This window comes from Azonexus sp. GW821-FHT04F04, from assembly GCF_059420025.1.
On the sequence record NZ_JBWKSX010000006.1, the window covers coordinates 161,196 to 183,565 of the forward strand.

General features: G+C 52.6%; 17 protein-coding genes. 4 read left to right on the forward strand and 13 right to left on the reverse strand.

The features are described 5' to 3' along the window. The first annotated feature begins 7 nt into the window (after positions 1 to 7). On the forward strand, positions 8 to 955 hold the full coding sequence (locus AC07TV_RS13515) for a polysaccharide deacetylase family protein (RefSeq protein ID WP_494648886.1): 948 nt from the start codon (positions 8 to 10) through the stop codon (positions 953 to 955). Between the two features lie 90 nt (positions 956 to 1,045). On the opposite strand, the gene AC07TV_RS13520 is transcribed toward AC07TV_RS13515, so the two are convergent. From AC07TV_RS13520 to AC07TV_RS13580, 13 genes are read right to left on the reverse strand one after another with little or no spacing between them, the layout of a single operon-like run. Next, complete coding sequence (locus tag AC07TV_RS13520; protein WP_494648887.1) at positions 1,046 to 1,927, reverse strand: FkbM family methyltransferase; 882 nt, start codon at positions 1,925 to 1,927, stop codon at positions 1,046 to 1,048. Beyond that, positions 1,924 to 3,369, reverse strand: coding sequence for an oligosaccharide flippase family protein (locus AC07TV_RS13525; protein WP_494648888.1), 1,446 nt, complete (start codon positions 3,367 to 3,369; stop codon positions 1,924 to 1,926). Before AC07TV_RS13525 ends, AC07TV_RS13520 begins: the two co-directional genes overlap by 4 nt. A 10-nt stretch (positions 3,370 to 3,379) precedes the next feature. Next, positions 3,380 to 4,345, reverse strand: coding sequence for a glycosyltransferase family 2 protein (locus AC07TV_RS13530; protein WP_494648889.1), 966 nt, complete (start codon positions 4,343 to 4,345; stop codon positions 3,380 to 3,382). Continuing rightward, on the reverse strand, positions 4,342 to 6,054 hold the full coding sequence (locus tag AC07TV_RS13535) for an asparagine synthetase B family protein (protein ID WP_494648890.1): 1,713 nt from the start codon (positions 6,052 to 6,054) through the stop codon (positions 4,342 to 4,344). Before AC07TV_RS13535 ends, AC07TV_RS13530 begins: the two co-directional genes overlap by 4 nt. A gap of 36 nt (positions 6,055 to 6,090) precedes the next feature. Continuing rightward, a complete protein-coding gene (locus AC07TV_RS13540) occupies positions 6,091 to 7,008 on the reverse strand; it encodes a glycosyltransferase family 2 protein (RefSeq protein WP_494648891.1) in 918 nt (305 codons plus the stop codon). 21 nt (positions 7,009 to 7,029) lie between these two features. Then, complete coding sequence (locus tag AC07TV_RS13545) at positions 7,030 to 7,785, reverse strand: FkbM family methyltransferase (RefSeq protein ID WP_494648892.1); 756 nt, start codon at positions 7,783 to 7,785, stop codon at positions 7,030 to 7,032. Positions 7,786 to 7,804: 19 nt separating this feature from the next. Continuing rightward, on the reverse strand, positions 7,805 to 10,204 hold the full coding sequence (locus AC07TV_RS13550; protein WP_494648893.1) for a hypothetical protein: 2,400 nt from the start codon (positions 10,202 to 10,204) through the stop codon (positions 7,805 to 7,807). Positions 10,205 to 10,262: 58 nt separating this feature from the next. Next, complete coding sequence (locus tag AC07TV_RS13555; RefSeq protein WP_494648894.1) at positions 10,263 to 11,507, reverse strand: glycosyltransferase family protein; 1,245 nt, start codon at positions 11,505 to 11,507, stop codon at positions 10,263 to 10,265. Positions 11,508 to 11,557: 50 nt separating this feature from the next. Beyond that, a complete protein-coding gene (locus tag AC07TV_RS13560) occupies positions 11,558 to 14,371 on the reverse strand; it encodes a GNAT family N-acetyltransferase (protein WP_494648895.1) in 2,814 nt (937 codons plus the stop codon). Further along, a complete protein-coding gene (locus AC07TV_RS13565; protein ID WP_494648896.1) occupies positions 14,368 to 15,579 on the reverse strand; it encodes a DegT/DnrJ/EryC1/StrS family aminotransferase in 1,212 nt (403 codons plus the stop codon). The genes AC07TV_RS13560 and AC07TV_RS13565 overlap by 4 nt, the downstream gene beginning before the upstream one ends. A gap of 17 nt (positions 15,580 to 15,596) precedes the next feature. Beyond that, the gene (locus AC07TV_RS13570) at positions 15,597 to 16,463 is read right to left on the reverse strand and encodes a hydrolase 1, exosortase A system-associated (protein WP_494648897.1); all 867 of its coding nucleotides are present in this window, start codon (positions 16,461 to 16,463) and stop codon (positions 15,597 to 15,599) included. Next, complete coding sequence (locus AC07TV_RS13575) at positions 16,463 to 17,317, reverse strand: hydrolase 2, exosortase A system-associated (protein WP_494648980.1); 855 nt, start codon at positions 17,315 to 17,317, stop codon at positions 16,463 to 16,465. The genes AC07TV_RS13570 and AC07TV_RS13575 overlap by 1 nt, the downstream gene beginning before the upstream one ends. Positions 17,318 to 17,331: 14 nt before the next feature. After that, a complete protein-coding gene (locus AC07TV_RS13580; protein WP_494648898.1) occupies positions 17,332 to 17,604 on the reverse strand; it encodes a phosphopantetheine-binding protein in 273 nt (90 codons plus the stop codon). Between the two features lie 92 nt (positions 17,605 to 17,696). On the opposite strand from AC07TV_RS13580, the gene AC07TV_RS13585 reads away from it, so the two are divergent. The 3 genes from AC07TV_RS13585 (at position 17,697) to AC07TV_RS13595 (ending at position 22,362) form a co-directional block, all read left to right on the forward strand. After that, positions 17,697 to 19,295, forward strand: a complete 1,599-nt coding sequence (locus AC07TV_RS13585) for an acyl-CoA ligase (AMP-forming), exosortase A system-associated (RefSeq protein WP_494648899.1) — start codon at positions 17,697 to 17,699, stop codon at positions 19,293 to 19,295. Positions 19,296 to 19,309: 14 nt separating this feature from the next. Then, positions 19,310 to 20,548, forward strand: a complete 1,239-nt coding sequence (locus AC07TV_RS13590; protein WP_494648900.1) for a pyridoxal-dependent decarboxylase, exosortase A system-associated — start codon at positions 19,310 to 19,312, stop codon at positions 20,546 to 20,548. A 431-nt stretch (positions 20,549 to 20,979) separates the two neighbouring features. Continuing rightward, positions 20,980 to 22,362, forward strand: coding sequence for a TIGR03013 family XrtA/PEP-CTERM system glycosyltransferase (locus AC07TV_RS13595; RefSeq protein ID WP_494648901.1), 1,383 nt, complete (start codon positions 20,980 to 20,982; stop codon positions 22,360 to 22,362). The last annotated feature ends 8 nt before the right edge of the window (positions 22,363 to 22,370 follow it).

Sequence of the window (22,370 nt, forward strand, 5' to 3'; positions counted from 1 at the left end):
AAATATAGTGACCTCTTGGTTTTTCAAAACTCTTTCGCCAGGGGGCGATTCGGCGAAGCTAAGTATATTTATTTTTCACAGAGTCCTTGCGAAAGCAGACCCATTGCTTCCATCTGAACCATCAGCCGAAACATTCGACTGGATGGTCCGCTTCATCTCAAGAGCATTCACTGTCCTGCCCCTGAGTGAAGCCGCGAGCCGGCTGAGGGCCGGCACTCTGCCCCCGGCGGCAGCAGCCATCACCTTTGACGATGGCTATGCAGACAATCTGCTGGTGGCTTGGCCCATCCTCAAGCGCTACGGGATACCTGGAACCTTCTTCATCGCTACGTCCTTCCTTGAAGGCGGCCGCATGTGGAATGATGATGTAATAGAGGCTTTCCGCTGTTCTCAATCACACGAGTTAGACCTCAGCGATTTGAACCTTGGTTTCCATCGAATTTCCGACAATTCGTCTCGCGTAAAATGTTACGAAACTGTTCTTGACAAACTGAAGTACTTTGAACACCAACTACGGACAGAAACCGCTAGGGAAATCGCCAGACGCTCCGCTGTTCCTGACACATCAGACCTAATGATGACACGCAGCCAATTGTGTTTTCTGCATGAAAGTGGCGCAGAAATTGGTGGGCATACCAGCACACATCCCATTCTTCAGCGACTAGATGATGCAACGGCTTTGAAAGAGATCGAATCCGGCAAGCATGAGCTAGAAGCACTCCTGAAAGTTCCGCTGCGCGTATTCGCCTACCCTAACGGCGTACCAGGTCGTGACTTCTCGGAAAAACATGCAAATATGGCCTGCCAAGTAGGATTTGAAGCTGCCGTTTCGACTCTGCAGTCTTGCGCAACTTCATCCTCTGATCTTTTTCAGTTACCCCGTTTTACACCTTGGGACCGAACGCCCTTACGGTTCGCGATACGTAGTATGTTAAATTTGCGCAGAAAGTCCTGATTTGCTGTATCTCTGAAACAACTGCGACGACCCCATCCCCCAAAACCGTCAATCAAAATAGTTTATAGATTGACTTTTCAACCTAGGTTATCAGGAAACACTGGTCGCTTCGTTAAAGTCCTGAAAACAGAAAATACTCTCGCCTCCAAGTAAATAGTCAAACGGGTAGCTACTGAGACATGAGAAAAAATTTCTGCTTGTTCCCCGCCAAGGGAACAGCCAGTCATCGAGTTCCATTGTAATCAATGCAGTGCGGCCAACCCACTCGGTATTGCCGGCAAAGAGATGTTCTTGCGCCCCTTCAATATCAAGTTTGACAACCAATGGACTGGCGACTCCGGCTATCTCACATAAATCGTCGATCGTATATGCGGAAATTGAGTTCGGAATGGGTGTCTCGCTAAATGCCACCCGAAAAGCAGCAGAACCTGAATCCGGATTGACAATGCACAGTGCTCCGTGACGATCCCAGACTCCTCCCTTGACTAGGGTGATGCGCTCACCCAAGGCTGCTGTGTTGTAACGGAGGAGTTCAAAGTTGTTTTCGTCAGGTTCAATTGAAATAATTTTTGCCTTGGGAAACAGACTGGCGAACCAGAGGCTGCCTAAACCGATATTGCCGCCACAATCGATAACAAGCGGCGTTTCACCTCTCTGTAGCGAGTTGCTGTAGCGTTGAAGCAACCTTTCATACTGAGGAAAACGCGCCAAGTCGTATTGGCGCTGCACAAGGCATTGCCAGAAGGTGGCCCTGTCTGCCAGCGAGTTACGCAGTTGGATTGTCCCTTTATAGCCTTTCAAATTCAGCCGAATGCGCTGGGTGTCATTCGCTATACCAGCCATTTCGACCGCAAGGAATGCTTTTATGCCAGATGCAAGACCAAATTCCCGAACATAAATTGGGAACTTTTTTAAGCAATTAACATTTGAAGAAGCAAGACTGCGCAGCCAGGAATAAACTTTATTTGTCATTTATTAGTCCATGTTTTTTTGGCTTTAAGCAGCTTGACTAGTTCCGCCCAAACCTGATGCTTGACCAGCCATGCTGCTACCAAGAACCCGAGAATACCTCCGGGAACGGAAATTACCACGGTCTGAAATATGTCAGGAGAACGCAACCCCTTAGCAAGCACCACCAGCATAGGCACCGTACCAGCCCCTACGGCCAACATCAGACTCTTGTACCAAACCTTACCCAATGCCGCGCTTGTGAAGGGAATGAAACCCCTCGTCAGTCTTAGCCAGAGGAATGTGCTTACCAAACTGGCCACGGCGAGAAGCTGGCTAAGAGTGACTAAATTGGCGCTAGCTCCGAGCACAGTCGCCACAAGTACGACCACAGTGCAACTGGAGGTGACCTTGAGGACCTGTGTGGAAGCCCCATGGGCTATCAATGGCGAATAACAAACCCCCGCCGGGATCGAAATCGCGTAAGACAGCGCGAGCCAGCGAGCAGGCTCTACAGATTCACCCCATTGATCGCCATAGAGTATCCAGATCGCTTGAAAGGCCAGAATTCCGACCCCAGTGAAAAACGCCCAACCTAGGCCTGTTATTAATTCCATCGCCAGCAAGAACGAAGTGCCCATATCCTTAGCCTCACGCGATTGCTTGGAAAAGTAAGGTAACGCGACAGCGTTAACGGCATCAAGTACCAAGCGATGGAACATCGTGACCAAACCGAGGGCTCTACTGTATAGTCCTGCTTCTAACATTGATTGAATCTTACCGAGGATCAATTCCGGGGCACCTCCTGCAAACGTGTTCAACAGCGAGGTAAGAGTCAGCTTCCCGCCAAACGAAACAACTTCGGAGATACCCGTCAGGGTTGGCCGCCAAGGCCATCGCGGAGGAGACAGCAGCCAGATGGCAAAGATGCCCGCTACGGTAGTCAGCAGATTAGCCCAAGCAAGGCTTATTGGCCCCTGCCCCATCCAGGCTAATCCTATAGCACACCCCGCGTGCGCCAGAGAACCGATGAAGCGAACTGTTGCGATGGTCCCGAAGCGCATATCGCGCGATAGCCAAGCATAAGGAAATGCCAGAAATGGCGTAATAGCAAAATTCAATGCCAGAACCGACATAATCTCGCGCATCCGCGGTTCATTGTAGAAAGCAGCCATCGGTAGTGCAGCAATCAGCACAACAAGGCCGAGAATCAACCCAAGCCCGAGTTGGACGGACCAAGTTGCACGGATTCGTTCCTCTGTCAGACTCTTCTGTTGAACGAGATATTGGCCAGCCCCCATATCGCGAAAGGTGGCAACAAATCCCAACAGAACCATAGTGACGGAATACACACCGATTTCCGCAGGAGAAAGGAGTCGTGCAACGAACATCGACGAAGCCGTGTGCAGAATTAGCCCGGAATATCGGTCAAGGAAGGATAGTGCTAATGCTTTTCTTGTAGACAAGATGGCCTTTTCATATTATTCGTTCCTTCCCAAAGAGCTTCATCGCAACGACAGGGAGAACCCTAAAGATAATCTGAGGCTCCTGCCCGAGCGCAGAAAAAGTCAATCTCCAATCAATGCCCTTACTCTCGTTCAACCGATGGAGAAAATCACGCACAAAGGCGTCATGCAAACTGCGAATTCCTGCAACAACGTAATTTTTGTGATGATCGAGCAAAGGGTACTCTGCCAGTAATAGACGGCGAAAAGCCAGTTCATCGATAATCCGACGAGCATGATATTCGGTTCCCCAGCCAGAGCCGGCAAATACATTGACTCCTTTACCGTACACCACCTCGGTCGACGCCCCGAAAGCAAACTTGGCCCCCCTCAACGACAGATCAAGCCAGAATATGTAATCCTCTCCAGCCATTTTGAGATCTCTTCGGAAACGCACATCGGAAAACTTACGTTTATCGAATACAACGGTTGATGTTCCAATGACATTTCCCGAAATAATCTGATCAAACATGTCGCCTTCATAAGAATGGAGATCGTCTGATACGGAAATTGATGGGTGATCAGCAGCAACGATTCGATTGGCACGGCAAAATGCGCTGGTTTCTGCGCCAAGCTGAAGATGGTCGGAAAAATATACATCATTACCTGCACGGAGCGCAGTCATGGCATTTTTTAGATGCAGAGGCGACCATTCATCATCGGAATCCAGAAAGGCAACATACACAGCATCTGGGGAAACTTGGTCCAGACCGGTATTCCTCGCACCACCAGGTCCGTTATTGGCTTGCTTGATGAGCCTTACGGGGAAACGTGTTGAACCGATTGCCTCGACTTCCTCTAGCGCGGGAATTGGGGAAGCATCGTCGACAACAATAACCTCGAGCTGATCGATGTCCTGCGATGCAAATACCGATTGCAACGCCCGAGCGAGAATGCCCCGCTCTCTCTGAAAATAAGGAATGACAACGCTGATCATGCTGCCGAACCAATAGCACTGGTTGAAAGTCTGAGGTGTGCGGATCTTCCCAGCCACTGCTCCAGCATCATCAGTATCCAGACCAATTCACCATAGTAGCCGGGATGTTGTGGCAAATACTCCTTGACCAAACGATCAATGAAATCAGCGCGAACAATTCCTCGGCCACGTAGCGAATCCAGGGAATCCAACGCCAAGCTGCGCAAGCCTGAATGGCCAACAGCCCAGACCCCAAACGGCAGACCAAAGCCGTGCTTCTTCTTGGCAATGATCTCCGGTGGCAGGAAATCCTTCAGTGCTTCCTTGAAGAACCAGCGCAAGGTCAAGCCCTTGAGCTTAAGTTCCGGGTCAAGGCGCAGCGAGAAATCGACCAAGCGGTCGTCGAGCAATGGGAAGCCAACTTCTAGCCCAGCCAAGCTGGTGGCTCCCAGCACTTTCGGCAGATCGTTGTCGGCAAGCGTGTATTTCCAGTCGTACCAGAGCATGCGGTTAACCAGCGTCTGACCGTCGCCAGCAAGGTAGGTCTCGCGCTGCTGGCTCAGAGGGCCCTTCGGGTCAACCTGAGCCAGAAACTCCGGCGTTAGCACTTCCTCTAGGCCAAGCCGAGTCAGCAGGTTGTACATCTGCATGCGATCCGGCATCGGAACGCTCGCCTGTTCAACATAGCTGACTGCCTTCTTGATGCCGGGAATCCATCCCGGCAGCGCGCTACCGGTCAGTAGCGGTTCGAGCAGACCGCGGCGCAGCAGGCCGGGAATCTGATCGTAGGCACCGAAGACCCGTTGCTTGGCATAGCGGGTATTGCCACCGAACAGTTCGTCGCCGCCATCACCGGCAAGTATGCGGGTCAAGCCGGCTTCTCGCGCTACCTTGGCGCAGTAAAAGGCCGGCACGACGGACGAATTGCCGAACGGTTGGTCGTAGGAGGCGGCGACATCCTGAATGCTGCGCACCAAGTCGTCCGGCGTTACGTAATACTCATGGTGTTCGGCGCCGAAGTGACGAGCGGCGATGCGGGCATACTCCATTTCATCGTAACCGGCCGCCTCGAAGCCAATAGAGAAGGCCCGGGCGGGTTTCCCTGTGACTTCCCGTAGCAACCCGGCCACTGTCGAACTATCGGTGCCGCCGCTGAGGAAACAACCAGTAGTATCGCCATCGAGCTGGTCGTGTACGGCGTCGAGCAGTATCTTGCGGAACTCGGCCTTCAGTGCGCCGAGGGGTGCGTGCCGCTTTTCGCTAAAATGCGGTTTCCACCATGGCGCGACAGTCAGTAGGCCATTTTCGAACAAGGCATAATGGCCGGCCGGCAGGCGGAACACATCCTTAAACACGGTCCGTGGCGCCGGAATCATGTGGAAGTATAGGTAATCGTAGAGCGCCTGAGGATCGAGTTGGTCATCCAAATCGGCGAGTTCGTCTGCCCGTTCTGCAACAAGCAATTGCCCGTTCTTGACTCGATAGCATAACGAGCATATCGAGAAGCGATCCACCGCCAAATAAGTCTTGCCGGGTTCTGGATTGAAGGCTGTAGCAAATCCACCGGAAGCAACGTGCGGAGCACCAGTTCCATTTTGTCGGTAGGCTTCCAACCAAGCTGCAGTCGTCGAATCAGAGCGGGCAATTTTTTCAATATGACTATCACTAAAGCAACTGGTACCACCGGAAGCGTAAGGAAGGATTGCGGGTTTAAATGGGTGCGGAGGCATATCAGAAACCTGGATAGAGTAATTCACTGCAAAAACTTACTTATAAAATGGGAAAAGCAAGCGCCTAGTGTATGAAATATACTGCCACCCGCCATGCATAAGGCAGGCCAAATGGAATTTCCACGCATTGATCAACTGCCCTCGCTCCCTATATATATTGGACTGCGAATTTAGCGCCGTAACATATTTTTTCTGAATTGCTCCTTTTACGTCCTTGGGCAATTTGAGGCGTTTAACCTCGATTAGAAAATCTGGGTAAGCTAAAGCATATTCAATACTTTTTGACACAGAAAGAGGATTATCTTCGTATTTTCGATAAGTGATGACATTGTCAAACACCAATTTCTTTTTTAGGGAAACAATCCGGAAAAACAGATAAGTCCATTCAAAGTACTGGTAAGCAAAATAGAACAACTCTGCTTTAATTCGTTGAGTTCTAAACATTGAAGCCGGAGAAGAAAACCAGTTTTGTTGGAGAAAGGTGCCGCATACATCCGAATTGATCATCAAGGCTAAATTCGACGAAACCATTGGGATATCCGTACCCAATATATGATAAAAGCCATTTGTGACTACAACCTCACAATCTAGATCATTCGTCATAACAGCTAGTCTCTGCTGGAGGCAACCCGGCAGGAATTCGTCATCGTCGTCGAGGAAGCAAAAAAACTCACTATTAACATTGCACACCCCTAAGTATCGGGCTTTGGAGACATTTCCCTCCTGTATACGCAATATCCGAAGCCCATCCTGTCTTTCGAGGTAAGCCAGAAGTTGTCCATCTTGCCGATTGCCGTTGCAAATCAGTAGTATCTCAACAAGCACTCCTTCCTGCTCTCTTATGCTACTGATTGCCCGCAGCAACGACTCTGACCGAGAGCCCTCGCAGGTGGTTGGGATAATGACGGAAATTTGCGGATTATTTTGATTCTGTTTTCCAGATATTCTGCTCATAGATTGTGCTCGAAAGACACGTTAGAGAATCAGTTCCGATGTCGGTGTTCGAACCATGACACAGTCAAGTTCGACTGCCCGCAGATATTTGTCAATGCTGACCGGAAAAAGTCCGGAAATCTCGAATCCCATTGATTCCACTATTTCAAGCATTTCCCGGTAATGAGGAACTTCTGCATAGAGCCTCTGGATTGGCAGTTCAAATTGCAGTGCTTTTATCAGTCTCAGCAACTCAGGGGCTCCCCGCAACACCTCTAAGTCGAACCCCTGAGTATCGATTTTCAGGTAACACGACTTGCCCCTCATGACGGTAGCGGGAAACAGGTCATCCAACCTGCGGACCGGAACGACGACATCGTTGACGACGGTGTTGCTAGCAGAAAATCTTTGTTCTACATCGGCAAGTGGCTGCCTGAAAGAACTAAAAGTATCTCGGGCCATAACATTGAGCAACAATTCATCGTTACTGCTTCCGAGACCAAAGTTATGGATTTCCCATGCAGGGTCGGTGGTCTGCCGCTGTTGAAGCAAATGCGCCAGTTGTGGCTGCGGCTCAAAGGAATGCACCTCACCCGTAAACCCCACCTGCTGACGCAGGAAGTCGTGGTATTGACCGACGTTGGCGCCAACATCAAACACCGTCGTTATCTCATACCTGTCGAAGATGTTTGCCAGATGTTGAGTCAGTTCACGACTCTCAAGACGCCAAGTCGGAATGATGGCATAACCTAGCCTCTCAACCAGACCAGCAACAATTTTCTCGACAGTTCGACTCACGGCTTCGCTCCAATGTTTGTCAATGTACTACTCTCCCAACTGGCCCACCTGATTTCAAGGCATTTGGCATTAACGCCGTAAGGATGAGAATATAAAAAATTAGGGCTAGCCGAGGGACATCGATCAGACTATCGAAAGCTCCAACCACCAGAAAACCAATGATGGCAGCCGAGATGTAGGGTGAAAGTTCACGCTGCCTGGCCTTGCCAAAGCTCAAGCGCCAAAGGGCGCATGCGTTAAGCAACAGAAACAACGCCAAGCCGAAGTATCCTTGATCGAACAACACATTAACCAATATGTTTTTCGCATGCCACGGCATGTGGTCCCGATCGCTACTGAAGAACCAGTACTGCATACCGTTACCAAAATCGCCGTTACTGAGCAGGGTTTCGCCCCCTGGCCCATTCAGCACGATGTCGCCAATATCCGCAGAACCGCTCTGGTTGGCGACGGCAAGCGAGAACATAATGATGCGCGGTGCATACCATGGACCGCCACTCAGGAGCGGACCATCCAGCTTAATCCTGGCCGAGCGCCAGTCTTCGCCTTCCTTGGTACTGGTTTTCCCAATGGCACAAGTAGCTGCGTAAAGTAGGTGTTTTTCGCAAACTTCGACATGAATACTAGCATCCGTCCTGCCTTTGACCCTGAGCGAAACCTCAAATGGCCCGGTGGTATTGAGGCCCAACCGCTGGGAGACCCGGAAAACGTCGCCAAAGCTCATCGGATGCCGTGCACCAACCAGCGACAGCCAAGCCCTCTCACCTTCGCCAACAATCTGATAGGTACCGGGAAATTTGCTGTCCGGAATCGCGAAGAAATAGTTCGCCGGGTAACGTCCGAGCCCCTTCCCGACCCAGTGATCGATAGGCGTTTGCAGCATCGACAAGCTTACGCTCCAGTGGTCGAAACGGCCATCAAGGTCCTTGGAGGAAGTTGAAAAGCGATCACCCATGTAGCCACCGCCGCTAAATACTGAAATTACCGCGCATACTGCCAACGACGTACTCATGAACTCCCCCTGCCAACGCAACGCCACAGGCCAGACCGGCGTGCGTACAAAAACCGCGCCCATGGAGACGACAATTACAACAGCGAGTGCAGCAGTCATACCCCCTCTGGCATCCCCCCCCCCCCAGTGATCAGCCACATTGGCAGCCGTAACTGCCAGGGCGAAGAAGCCTGCCGCAGCGCAAACAGGATGTCTTCTTCGAATCATGGCTTGCGGACCATGTAGGAACAGTAGCATCACTCCGAAAAGGACAAAATGCAGTACATATGGCCCCTTCGGGAGGAAACCTGCCACTAGCACCAGCAGCCCGCCAATCACCAGGCCAAGTAAGGCACCAGTCAGCAATAGAGAAAAGCCAATACTGCGCAACACCTGCGGAATCGCTAATGCCACCGCTATGACCCCCAGCAGCGCCATCAGCCCGCGATAGCCGCCGCCAGAAAAGACGAGGCCGGCCATGGTGGCGAGCAGGATCAGCGCGATGAACCAGCGCAAGGGACTCCAGGCCGGTTGTCCCATCGCCCCCGCTTTGGCACCCGTATGCATTCGCGTCTGCCAAGCCAGCAAAGGCAAGGCAACGAGTAGAGCCAGATAGACCCCACGCGAAAAAGTTGTCAGTGCGGCATAGGCTGCAAGGACGATCAGGCAGAGTGACAGCGCGTGCTGAAACCGTGTCCGGGCATGCCGCAACGCCCATATGGCAAACGGTACAGTCAGGAGCAACCAGCCGTCGAGCGCAGCACCGCCAACATGCATTTCCCAGAACATCGCAGTCGAGCGATAGTCGCTGGAAAAGTTGAGCAGATCGGTGAAGGCCAAGCGCTCCCAGAGGGCAGCCAAAGAGGCTGTACCGAGGCCAAGCGCCAAACCCCATGCCAGCATATGGTCGGCCTGATTCTCAGGATTTCGCCGCAGACGATTGATCAGCGGCATAAGGAGAAGCGCCAAGAAGAAGCTCTTGCCAATGCGTATGCTGTTCATTGGCCCGTCGTAGCCTTGATACCAGCCGAAAACGAAACCGCCAGCATCAGAAAAGCCACGTGACATCGAAATCAGGATCGATAGCGACATCAGCGTTGAAAGACCGAAAAGCAGCAAAGAATGGCGCCGAGATTTTTTCTGTGCGCAATCGAGCCACGCCCGAGCATACCCACCGCTAGCCATGGCCATAACGAGCAGATCGACTTCTTCAAAAGTGATCCAGCCAGTCCAGGGGGCTAAGCCGATGATAGGCAGCGAGGCCGGGATGATAACCAGAAACCAAACTGTTCTCAGGTAGGCCAAGGCGGAGGCCGAAATGAAAAGTAGCAGTGCTACGAACTGTCCGAGCGGATAGTGCCACGCCAAATAGCAACCAACGGAAAACGCGGCGAGTGCGGTCAGCAGATAGCCTGCACGGCTCAACATATCCTCGCCCTAACGAAGACCGCAACAACCGCTGGCACGACGATTGCGACCATGTTGCTCAGCGCTTTGTTGCAGAGTCGAGCAGTTTGGCCAACTGTGCCGTCCGCCCTTCACGTGAGGCATTTTCAACGGCCTGCCGGTGCGGCAGCGTGGCGCAGTCCTGCCGGATCGCATCGAGAAAATGTGGCAGAACTTCCGCGATATCGGCGACCGAGTCGAGCCGAGCGATATCGGTTGCACCGGCTTGGCACAGCGTAGTAGCGGTGTCGCCCTGCGGGTCGGTCAAGGAAAGGATTGGACGGTTGGCGCGCAGATATTCGTAGATTTTGGCAGGAATTTGCTCGTTGCAATTTGCTGCCTGCATGACCAGCAATCCGTCGGCATTGAGCATTTCAGCCAGCGCCTCACGGTAAGAAACAGGCGGTTGGCAGTCGAGGAATTCGGCGACGTTGTAGCGATTGGCGAGTGAGTGCAGAAGGTCGTCATGCACCGAAGCACGAAATCGAACGAACAGGCTACCGGCAGCAATCGCCCCACTTGCCTTGAGTTGCCCCAGTGCTTCGAAGAATTGTGTCGGATCACGCTCGGCTGGATAGACAATACCGCTATGCAACAGGGTAATCGCCCCCGGATGAATGCTCTGCCGTACATGGCCGGAATTTTCCGCGTTGATGAAGGTCTCTTCGTCATAGCCGTTTTCCAGCACCGCCACCCGCTCATCACAGAGAGGATAGCGCAAACGGTACGTACTAGCTGCCCCTGGCGTTGTGAAGGTGCTGTACCGCGCCGTGTGCAGCGTATGCTCCTCAATCGCCCGATAGCTTTGCCAAGTCAACGGGTCGGCCGGATAACCATCCTGGGCCATTGGATCCCGGAAGTCTGCAATCCATGGCAGGCTGCTCTTGCGCTGCAAATCGGCGCCAATCAGGTGGGCGGTAGCGATCGGATAGGTTGACCAGATCGCCTCCGGCTTGTATTCGCGAATCATCCGCATGCCTTCACGCACGGCAGCGTATTTCCAACTGACCCAGCGGTCGGGCCTAGCCATACCCCCGATGTAGCGACCTGCAATCGATAAATGGCGCGCGGTATCAAGTGCGAAAGGTCGGCTCACCACAGTATCCGGAGGAATATCCGCCATCAGGTCAGCGCTGGTACGCTCGTAAGCCCGCGGATCGGCCGACAACACGAGGGGCTGCCAACCAAACTTGGGCAGGTGCTGCACAAAGCGCAGCGTACGCTGGATTCCACTGCTGCCTGCCAAGGGGGGAAAGTGGTAGGCAATCATCAGGACACGTTTCATGGCTTCTCTAATTGCAAGGTAACAGCTTGTTCGGATCACTCATCACAGCCTCAACGCTCTGCGGTCGCCTCTTGTGTCTGAGCAGCCATTACGGCGGCGCGACGGGCATGCAGCTTCTTTAGCCATGCCCAACGATAGGCGGTCGCATGATAAATGGTTCGGCTTTGCGATGTCCAACGGGTATGCCATTCCATGACCTTGCCGAAAAATTCGATACGGCGAAACTTCTTTTCGGAGAACAATTGCTGGAACTGATCGTGGCGCATCAGCGTCGAGGGCGATACCGCCTTATAGGATTCGTCATACGCAGTTTTCAGAATGACCAGTACATGATCGTCATGAACGCACAGGTCCATTGCCACCACCTTCTGGCCGAACCAGTAACGATATATGCGCCCACGCCCTTGGGAACAGTAATTTTCAAGCATATGTCGGTAAAAACGCCCCTGGTGGTTATCCGAGGTAATGGCCGTACCATCGGCACCCTTCCAGCCAGAGCCTTCAAGCAAGCCGTAGTCTTCGATAGACTTGGCGACCAACTCTGGCTCAGTGATGCACTCGATCCTGGTTTCAATTCCGTCAGCCTGTAACTTATTACGTTGCTTGCGCGTGTTCTGCTTGAGATTCTTGCCGCGTGCCTCCCAATAGGCGTCAAAGTCGCCTTCAATATCAACCCACGCGGTCGCAATATAATCTTGGGTGCGAAATCGCTCGGTGTCTTCGGGCCGTTGCTGCAAGCGCGGATCCACTTGGCTCGCACCAAGTGCCAGCGTAACGCCGGGCAACTTTTGCATCAGGCGATAGCTTGCCGCCACCAAATCAAGGTTGCCATCTGCAATCCACGCGCCAAGAGGTAACTGCGATGGCTGGAAGGTCTGCCAAATCGCCTTGCGCCCCCGCTCCATGATGGCGGCAGCGCGCAGTTGGCCGCTCTCTTGGAGCAAGCAAAGACACTCGCCGCCGGTGCCAAAAACTTCAAGCAGAGGGAGAAGGAAGGCCGATTCAAGAAAGGGCGTTCCGGGCCGTGAGCGTGCCAGCGCATCCCACTGACGTGATTTTTCAGCGAATTCCTTGATGGGAAGTATGGTCCAATCCATGATTTTTTCTCTTTGGGCATTGAGGGTATGAGCATGATCGTTAGTGACCAGGTTCTGGGAAGACATCATTGCTCGAATTGATTTTTGTGTATGCAACAGCGCTGCACCAAACCTCTGTCCGCTCGACTTGGCAACTCGGCCTGCCACTTCCTTGATCATCAGAGCACAGCCGACAATCGTTCGGGGGTTAAAGGCGATGATGCCCCAGCGTTCGCGACGGTGACTCATCCAGATTTTCTTGTATTCGTCGTCGCCAATCAGGAAATCAACCTCCTGAACTCGGTCTTCCTCAATGACATGGCGCATGAGGTAGCTGGTTAAAACAGTTCCAGGAGATAGCGAAGCATAGGCATGGTGATAGGCCACCTTATAAATGCTGGCCTTACCCCGCCCAACGATCCATAGCTGCGCAGCAATTGGCAGCCCCTGCAGGCGTGCGATGCCAAGTCGGAGCATGCCGTTGGTCGCCAGCATGCGGACAAGAGACGGGACGAAGTCCGGATATGGCTCAGGTTTCTTCCAACTTGCCGAATACACCTCTTGAAAAACAGCGATTGCCGACTCAACATGCTCTGGGCCTGTCACGATTTCGAGCGTTCCACCCTCGGACAAGAATTCCCTATTACGCCGCTTGATGCTGCTACGCAGGTTAGCGCTCCGCTTACGCAGATAATCGTCCCAACCGCCTTCGACTTTCAAAAACCAGTTGCCGAAACAGAAGAAAGGCAACGGGATCCAGCCAGTTGCGCGCAGTTCGTTGAACAGCGAAGCATAATCTGGCGAATCCGGATCCATCGGTGCAAAGCGCATCAGATGGGTGCCACGACATTCCCGCGTTGCTTCCGACAATAGACTCCGAAGAGCCAGAAGATGGCCACCGTTGTTAACGAGTGGTGCGTAGAGCGATGTGTAGTAGTTGCTCAGTGACTCCAGTGCGCGGACCCCTCTCTGGAGCGTCCTCCGCAACGGCAGGATTACTGTCGGTCGAGCATAATCGGCGACAAAATAGTAGCGAATGTTTGGATCCTCTGGATATACCTGCTTCTGGAGCAGGCCAAACCATTCGATCGAGTCCTCAATGCTGTTCCGCGGGGCAAACTCATTAAGCTGGAAATTGCCCTCAATAAATTCTTCAATTCCCTCAAAAGCTCTAACCTCAACCTCTTTTGTCGAATCATCGACATTAGCGTGCGCGCGATTCGTACCGACGAGCCAACGTTTCAGCGCCTTGATTAGTTGATAAACAACGCTCATGCCCTCGTTCCTGAACAACTGGATATGCTGAAGGGTGCATTTATCTGGTGCCAACTCGGCGTTATTACCAGTCGAATCGCTCTGAGGCTCGATACTTTTCGTTGTAACGAACGAAGAAATAACTGTCGCTGTCTTGATGCAGGGAAAGACCGGAGCGTAGCGCGGGTCGACTGCATGGAACTCAATACTCCAGGAAAACCAGGGAAGAGCCTCCAGCAACTCCTCAAGCAAAGCAACATCAGCAATCAGGATAGGCATGATCTGAGACTGCTCCGGCAGGAATGTCGCCCAGCGCCCCAATCCACATGGCTGCAGGATCAGCGCTCCGACGACGACACCCTGCTCACGGAACAGGCAAAGGCGCTCACTACCACTAGAGAGGCGTTGGAGCAGAGGTCCGATGACACTACTGTCGAAATAAGGGGGACCTCCATAAAACTCACCGTTGAGACGATCCCAGTCCGCTGCATAGTGCGCAAAGAGAGCCTTGGCTGGGTAAAACTCCCAACTCACCGGCACACTCCAACCACCGACTTACGCAGCACCATGCTCAGTGCGGCAACGAGCCAATTCATTTCATCGTCACTCAATGACTGGTGGCAAGGAAGATGTAGCAAGTGCAGGCGATAGTCTTGTGCCACGGAACAGGTTGAAATCGCCATTTCGTCCCAGCGCCAGACTGGCACGGCGAGTTGCTTCAACCAGTAGAAACAGGGCATTGGATGCTCTATGTAAAGCGGAAACATGTAGGGAACGACGTGCTCAGGCAGTTCTGGATAGAGAGCCCGACAACTGGGCAAACCGGCAACTGCCTCTAGCCAACGCCGATAGTTTGCCTGGCGCCGCTCGATGGTGACGCAGAGCGACGAATGATTGATCAACCAACGTGAACTACGCAACGCAGCCGTGCAGGCCGAATCAGACAGATACTGCGACGAGTGCGCGGAACGCAGGCGACGCTCGTCTTTGCCTGTTTGGGGGGCTTGATCGGCGAGAGCGCTTAGCTGACCTTCGAGGTTGGCAATGTCGCCGAAAACAAGCCGCGGCTGACGTGCGCCATCTAGGCATTGCTTCATTCCTCGTAACTCAGCGAGCCAACCCGCTGGCTGTGTTTCAGCCACGGGATGAGAAGTTGAGTTCCGCGTGTACAACCAGCCGCCATCTGCGCTGGGGAAGAATTTGTAAGGACTGGATGCAATGAACTCCCCATACTGTCCTGCTCCCTTAGCCTGATAACGATCAAAAAACAGCGTATGCGAGCAATCCTCCACAAAGGCTATTCCGCGCACATCACACCATTGTTTCAGTCGCGAAAAATCTTGGACAAAACCAAAAAAGTGAGTCGCCAGCAGTGCCTTGATCGACTTCACCGAACAACTGACCAGTGCGTCTAGCTCCACCAGATTGGGCGCTAGGTCCGCAGTTAGCGGATAGAGCAGGACTTCTGCCCCCAATGCCAGCGCCGGGTCGAGCATGGTGACGCAATGATAGGACGGAGCCAGCAAGGCACCATCGCAACCAACGCCGGCGCGCCGATAAGCTTCACCGAGCGCATAACGGCCGCGGCTATAGTGCGAGCCCACTCCCGTCAGCGGGGAAATGCTCTGCTGCAAACTTGCATCGTCAGCCTTGCTCAAATCAAGACCGCGTGGCAGCACCGGCACCCGTGGCCGTGGAAAACGACATTGAGATGGATCGAAAACCTGATATTCAAGAGGCATGACCGGCATTTCGATAGTTAGGGTGCTACCGACTTCTCAAGCCAGTCAAGCGTCGCCATCTCAACTGTCCTTCGCATCACCCCGGATGAGAAAGTGTGATCTGCCTCAGGAATATCCACACGCGTAATTCGCGATTTTGCCAATGCCCGGATTGCTTGTGCATCGGTTTGGCAAGCTTCGAGAAACTCCTTGGCTGTGTAGTCGTCGCCGCTGAGAATAAGAAGTGATGATTCTGGATACTCATCGAGCGCCTGCATCATCCGCTTCTGGAAGGGTTGCGTTACATCTGCAGAATTGGCACTGGGTTTCAACGTATGTCTTGCTCGCAGCCAACTCGAGGAAAACCCCAGCAATGCGCGCCCGATACCCAGTTTTCCACTTAGCAACTTGCGCCAGAATTCGCCCTGCAGCAACCGTTGAGCATAGTAGTGCTTGATGTGAGTCCGCGCCAATGTTGATTCCGAGCGAGCCCAAGGATTTAGCAGAACTAAACCATTTATTCGGGTATCCCGCGTTCGCAACCAATAGAGAAGGTTCGCCGTAGCAGCATCGCACAAGCCCCAAAGTACGATGCGTTCAAGCTTCGGACAATGTTGGAAAAAAGCTTCAATGGCTCGTTCGATATCGTCGTTGACTGTTTCAAAACCACGCAGATCACCCGAGCCATCCCCCATTCCGCGATAGTCAAAACGCATAGTCGAATAACCCGCTTCGGCCAAGGCACGGGAAAGCAATAGAAACTGGCGATGACTGCCAACTCGGTACTGAGGGCCGCCAACCACTACGAGAACTCCGGTCGCCTTGGCTAACTCGGGCACGGCAACAATACCAATTACCTGATCGCCAGCAACCTCGAAAGTGAAAGTACGTTCGGCATAGCTCACTAGAATGCCTCCAACGCTGCCATTGTCGCCACAATCAATTCAGGTGCGTCCTCGATTTCAGTCGTTTGCCAAAAGGCAGGGCCTTGGATTGTTTCAGCCTGAACGCGGTAACCGCAAGATTGCCATTGCTCAATCCGCTTTTGTGATGCTGGAGCAAGCGTTGCGTTTTCTCTTGTCGAGAGTTCGAACCAAGCGACTGCTGGCTTTTTAGCTTCAGATATTTGCAAAATATCCGGTTGCGCAGTGATTGGAGAATTCGACAGGGATGGTGGGAGTAGTTCAGACGCTTCAATCCCTCCGGCCAACTCCGGCACAACCTCATAACCAACAATCTCAACAGACTGCCCTGAGGCAAGTCTTTGCTTCAATTGAGCGGTGACGCCTTTGGCCTGGCCGCTTGCCAACTCGCCAGCCATTTTTAGACGCATGAATTGCTGCCAGTGCAAATTGCCAGAAACAACAGGCTGCCAAAGAATAAAATTAGTCGGCTCAGGTAGATTGACTGCGACAGTCCCTGCCAATAGACAGCCCGCACGTAACCCCCATAGGGTCAGCGCGGCATCGGTTTGCGTTCGCAGCCAGCGGTATGCGAGAAGCACGTCATCCTGCCAAGCCTGCCAACTGGCATCCGAAAAGTCACCACTGCTGTCACCGCAACCCAACAAATCGATCTGCAGCACAGAAAACCCCGCAGCTGCCATCGCTCTCGCCTGTATAGCAGCCATACGACGAGATTTATTCATCTCCTCTGCAAATGGATGCAGATAAATGATTGCCCCTCGTGTCAATCCATTCGCTGGGTGATATAGGCAAAAACGCTGCCCGCCTTCGCCGGGTATAAAGAAGGGCAGCATCAAGCGTAGTAGCCTTAATTCGCCAACTTACCTTCGACAAAATCAATCAAGGAGCCAAGTGTGGCAAAAGTGCTTCCCTCGATTTCGTCATCATCAACAGCAAAACCCAACCGTTCTTCCATACCGGTGATCAGAGCAACAACAGCAATCGAATCTAGCTCTGGAATAGCCCCCAGCAGCGGCGTATTCCGTGAAAAGTCAGATGATCGACCATTCAGACAAAGAATTTCATCCAGAAGGGATAGGATTTCTTTTTCAGTATTCAAGTCTTGCTCCAGAATCGTCATATTCAAGACGCCGCATTATAGACACAGAATGGGAATTCGACTGTGAGATACTCCTCATTGATTCACACCAATTTATGCCAAAGTCCCATCCCATGTACGACTCCACTCTATTACCAGACCTAGTTTCCCACGCGGCTGATCTGACCCCTACCGCTCCCGCATTAACCTATGGCAAGACCACGCTAAGTTACGGGGAATTGCAAAGCGCAATCACCTGCTTGGTCAGTGGTTTGGTGAACTTAGGTCTTCAGCGTGGCGAGCGCGTCGGCATCTATCTCGAAAAACGCTTCGAAACTGTCATCTCCAGCTTTGCCCCTCCCGCAGCTGGCGGAGTTTTCGTGCCAATGAATCCTCTGCTCAAGCCAGAGCAAGTGGGATACATCCTCCGCGATTGCAATGTCCGCGTTTTGGTTACTTCCCAGGAACGGTTGGCTCAATTGCAAGAGTCGCTTGCCGCCTGTCACGATCTGCGACACGTCATCGTGCTTGACTCTGCGGAGTCACTTCCCCAAATCAAGGGACTGAATACGGTTCGCTGGAGCGATGTGCTCGCTAGCCATCCAGCAAGCGGCCACCGTTTAATCGACACTGATGTCTTAGGTATCTTGTACACGTCGGGCAGCACAGGAAAACCCAAAGGGGTTGTTCTCTCTCATCGCAACATGGTGGCAGGCGCGAAAAGCGTTGCCAGCTATCTGGAAAATCGTGCTGACGACACGTTACTGGCAGCCCTCCCCCTCTCCTTCGATGCTGGCTTTAGCCAGCTAACCACTGCATTCTATGCTGGCGCGCGGGTGGTACTTCTCAATTACCTCTTGCCGCGTGATGTACTCAAGGCAATCGAGCGCGAAAAGGTCACCGGACTTACAGCTGTGCCTCCGCTGTATATTCAGCTGGCTCAACTCGATTGGCCTGAATCGATCACCGATCACCTGCGGTACTTTGCCAACACCGGGGGGCGTATGCCGCGCGAAATCCTGGATGCCTTGCGGCGAAGCCTTCCCAAGGCAAAACCGTTTCTGATGTATGGGCTGACTGAGGCGTTCCGCTCCACATATTTGCCGCCAAGTGAAGTCGACAAACGACCAGACTCCATCGGCAAGGCAATCCCCAATGCCGAAATTCTGGTTTTGCGTGAAGATGGCACTCAATGTGGGCCAAACGAACCGGGGGAACTGGTGCATCGTGGCGCCCTGGTCGGCATGGGTTACTGGAACGATATAGAAAAGACTGCCGAACGCTACAAACCGCTGCCCGTCCATGCTCCCGGCCGCGAGTCTGGCCTTGTGTTGCCAGAAATCGCCGTATTTTCCGGCGACACAGTACGTATGGACGACGAGGGATTCCTGTACTTTGTCGGCCGTCGTGACGAGATGATGAAAACCTCTGGTTACCGCGTCAGCCCAACCGAGGTGGAGGAAATTCTCTACGCGACAAAGATGGTTGGAGAATGCGTTGCCTTTGGCGTAGATAACGATCGACTCGGCCAAGCCATTCAGGTTATTGCCACCGCCCCGGCCAATGGCGAACTTGATGTTATGGCTCTTCTCGCCGAATGCCGAGTTCGCATGCCAGCCTACATGGTGCCTAGCGGCATTGAGGTTATCAAGGGCCCCCTGCCCCGCAACCCGAATGGGAAAATTGACCGAAAAACGCTGTCGACCATGTGGATCGAGCAAAACAACCTCTAAGCTAGCCGATAAGAATGACTATGCCAACCGCTCCGGTCCATACGACCATGAACCAGTTTTCTACTGCCGGTAATCAATTACTGGTAGGCGGATTACCCCTAAGACATCTGGCCGAACGCGTTGGGCAGACACCCTTCTATGCCTATGATCGCAACCTGTTGCGATCCCGAATGGCTGAATTGCGCTTGGCATTACCGGAAAACATAAAACTGCATTTTGCGATGAAAGCAAACCCAATGCCGGCGGTTGTTGGATTTATGGCCGATATGGTTGATGGTATCGATGTCGCCTCAGCCGGGGAACTAAAAGTCGCGCTCGATGCCGGCGCCGATCCGCATGAAATCAGTTTTGCAGGCCCAGGAAAAAGAAACACCGAACTGCGCCAAGCAGTTGCCGCGGGCGTTCTGATCAACATCGAATCGTTTCGTGAAGTGGACCTGCTGGCGAATATTTCGCTAGAGCTAGAGCTTCCGGCCAGGGTCGCCGTGCGCGTCAATCCAGACTTTGAACTCAAAGGCTCCGGCATGAAGATGGGAGGAGGCCCCAAGCAGTTCGGCGTCGATGCGGAACTGGTGCCGGAGTTGCTTGCCAAAATTGGCGACCACAAACTGGCTTTCGAGGGCTTTCACCTGTTTGCCGGATCTCAAAATCTAAAGGCCGAATCCATTTGCGAGGCACAGCAGAAATCCTACGATCTGGCGCTTGCGCTCTCCCGTTACGCTCCTTCACCAATCAGCTTCCTGAATCTCGGCGGAGGATTTGGCATTCCCTACTTCCCGGGTGAAATACGACTTGACTTAAAAAGCATTGGTCGGAATTTAGAGCAACTCGCAAATCGCGCCAAGGCAGACTTTCCCGCAGCATCGTTGGTCATTGAACTTGGCCGTTACCTCGTCGGCGAGGCTGGAATATATGTTTCCCGGGTAATAGACCGCAAGGTCTCACGCGGGCAAACTTTTCTTGTTGTCGATGGCGGCCTGAACCATCATTTATCCGCATCAGGAAACTTCGGGCAAGTCATTCGAAAAAACTATCCAGTCGCCATTGGTACTCGTATGAATGCCATTCAAACCGAAATAGCTTCCGTTGTCGGTCCGCTATGCACACCATTGGACATTCTGGCAGATCGCATGACGTTGGCGATTGCAGAGCCGGGGGATTTAGTGGTGGTTTTCCAGTCCGGGGCTTACGGAGCCAGTGCCAGCCCACAGCGCTTTTTGGGGCATTCTGATGTTATTGAAGTACTAGTGTAGCGCCAACCAGCGCTCTTCCCCGTCAAACGACCAGATCTGTTGAGCGGTGGACATATCGTGCAGATTACTCCCGCCCTTCGCTCCTTAAATTCGATACAATGTTTGGATGCATTTGGTCTAAATCCGCTCAAATACTAGGGATCATTGCTCCTTACACTGTTCGATCACAACCAAGAACATTAGCAACAGTCCATTTTTATACTCTCTAACACTTTTGGAACAAATCTCGTGTATTTCGGTTTTTTGCATTAACGGTGCCCATCCCAGATGAAACTTGTTGCAATGATTCGTAGTCTCTGTGAAATAGTGCACAAGCAAAATATGCCAGTGTCCATATCATTATTTTTGTGCAATGGAAGATTCCGTTGTATTCCAAGCGGGCACGAACTATTTGGCTGGACAGGAATATTTCTGGGGGACGCAGGGGCATCATGATCAGGCTGTTCAATCACTGGTTTACTTGGCGCAGTATCGCCGGAGTTTTGTTCGACTTTTCGTTCCTGATTGTCAGCCTCGTTATTACGCTGATGTGGATCAACAGTGGGCTTCCGGTCAACCCAGTACAAATTGTGGTTTATGCCATCCTCTTCGGACTTGTGATGCTTGCCATCAATGCTCTGCTGGGCCTCTATCAACGCGCCTCGATTCGCCCAATTACCGAAACCAGGGCCCGCGCGGTACTTTCCATTTACCTCTCTATCCCAATCGCCTACGCTCTATATGCACTGCTTCCGATTGCTGCGGTGAATCGTGACTTAATCCACCTTTCCGCGATGTCCGCTGTTTTCGGCATGCTGGTAACCCGCGTGGGTGCGGCTCATGCACCGGCTACGAAAATGCTACGCAGGCGCATTTTAGTATTCGGTACGGGGCAGCAAGCACTGGCCGTCAAGCGCGCGCTGGATCGCTCCGATCCAGCTGCCGAAATCATTGGCTTCTTGCCTGGCAGCAATGAAGATCAGCCTCTGGTTTCTTCAAGTATGATTCTCAGCCGAGACAGATCGTTGACCGATACGGCCTGCTATCTCAAAGCTGATGAAATCGTAGTTGCCCTTAGCGAACGACGGGGCGGATCTATGCCTATGCGCGAATTGCTTGACTGCAAGTTGCAAGGAGTCAAAGTCCTTGATCTCGCGAGCCATTTTGAACAGACTTTAGGGCAAATTCGTCTCGACTCCCTCTATGCGGGGTGGCTCATTTTTGGTGATGGGTTTTGCCAAGGCACTTTCCGCACCGTCGTCAAACGTTTGTTCGACATAGTCTGTGCCATCATACTGATCATTTTGGCATTACCCATTATGCTATTGGCTGCCATCCTGATCGTCATGGAGGATGGGTTTCCGCTGCTTTACCGGCAAGAACGGGTTGGAGTTAACGGACGCCTTTTCAACGTCATCAAGTTCCGCAGCATGCGACGTGATGCGGAAAAGGATGGGAAGCCGATTTGGGCACAAGCCAAGGATAACCGGGCTACCCGCGTCGGCCAGATCATCCGCAAACTTCGCATCGATGAACTCCCACAGCTATTCAGCGTCTTGAAAGGCGACATGAGTTTGGTCGGTCCTCGCCCGGAGCGCCCATTTTTTGTCGATCAGCTAACCAAGGAAATTCCTTTCTACGCTGTTCGGCACAGCGTCAAACCCGGCGTAACAGGCTGGGCACAAGTGCGATATCACTATGGCGCGACAGTTGAAGATTCTGCAGAAAAGCTCCAGTACGATTTATATTACGTCAAGAACCACTCGCTGTTTCTAGATATGGTGGTGCTCTTCGAAACGGTAGGCGTCGTACTGACCGGCAAGGGCGCCCACTAATCTTTCAT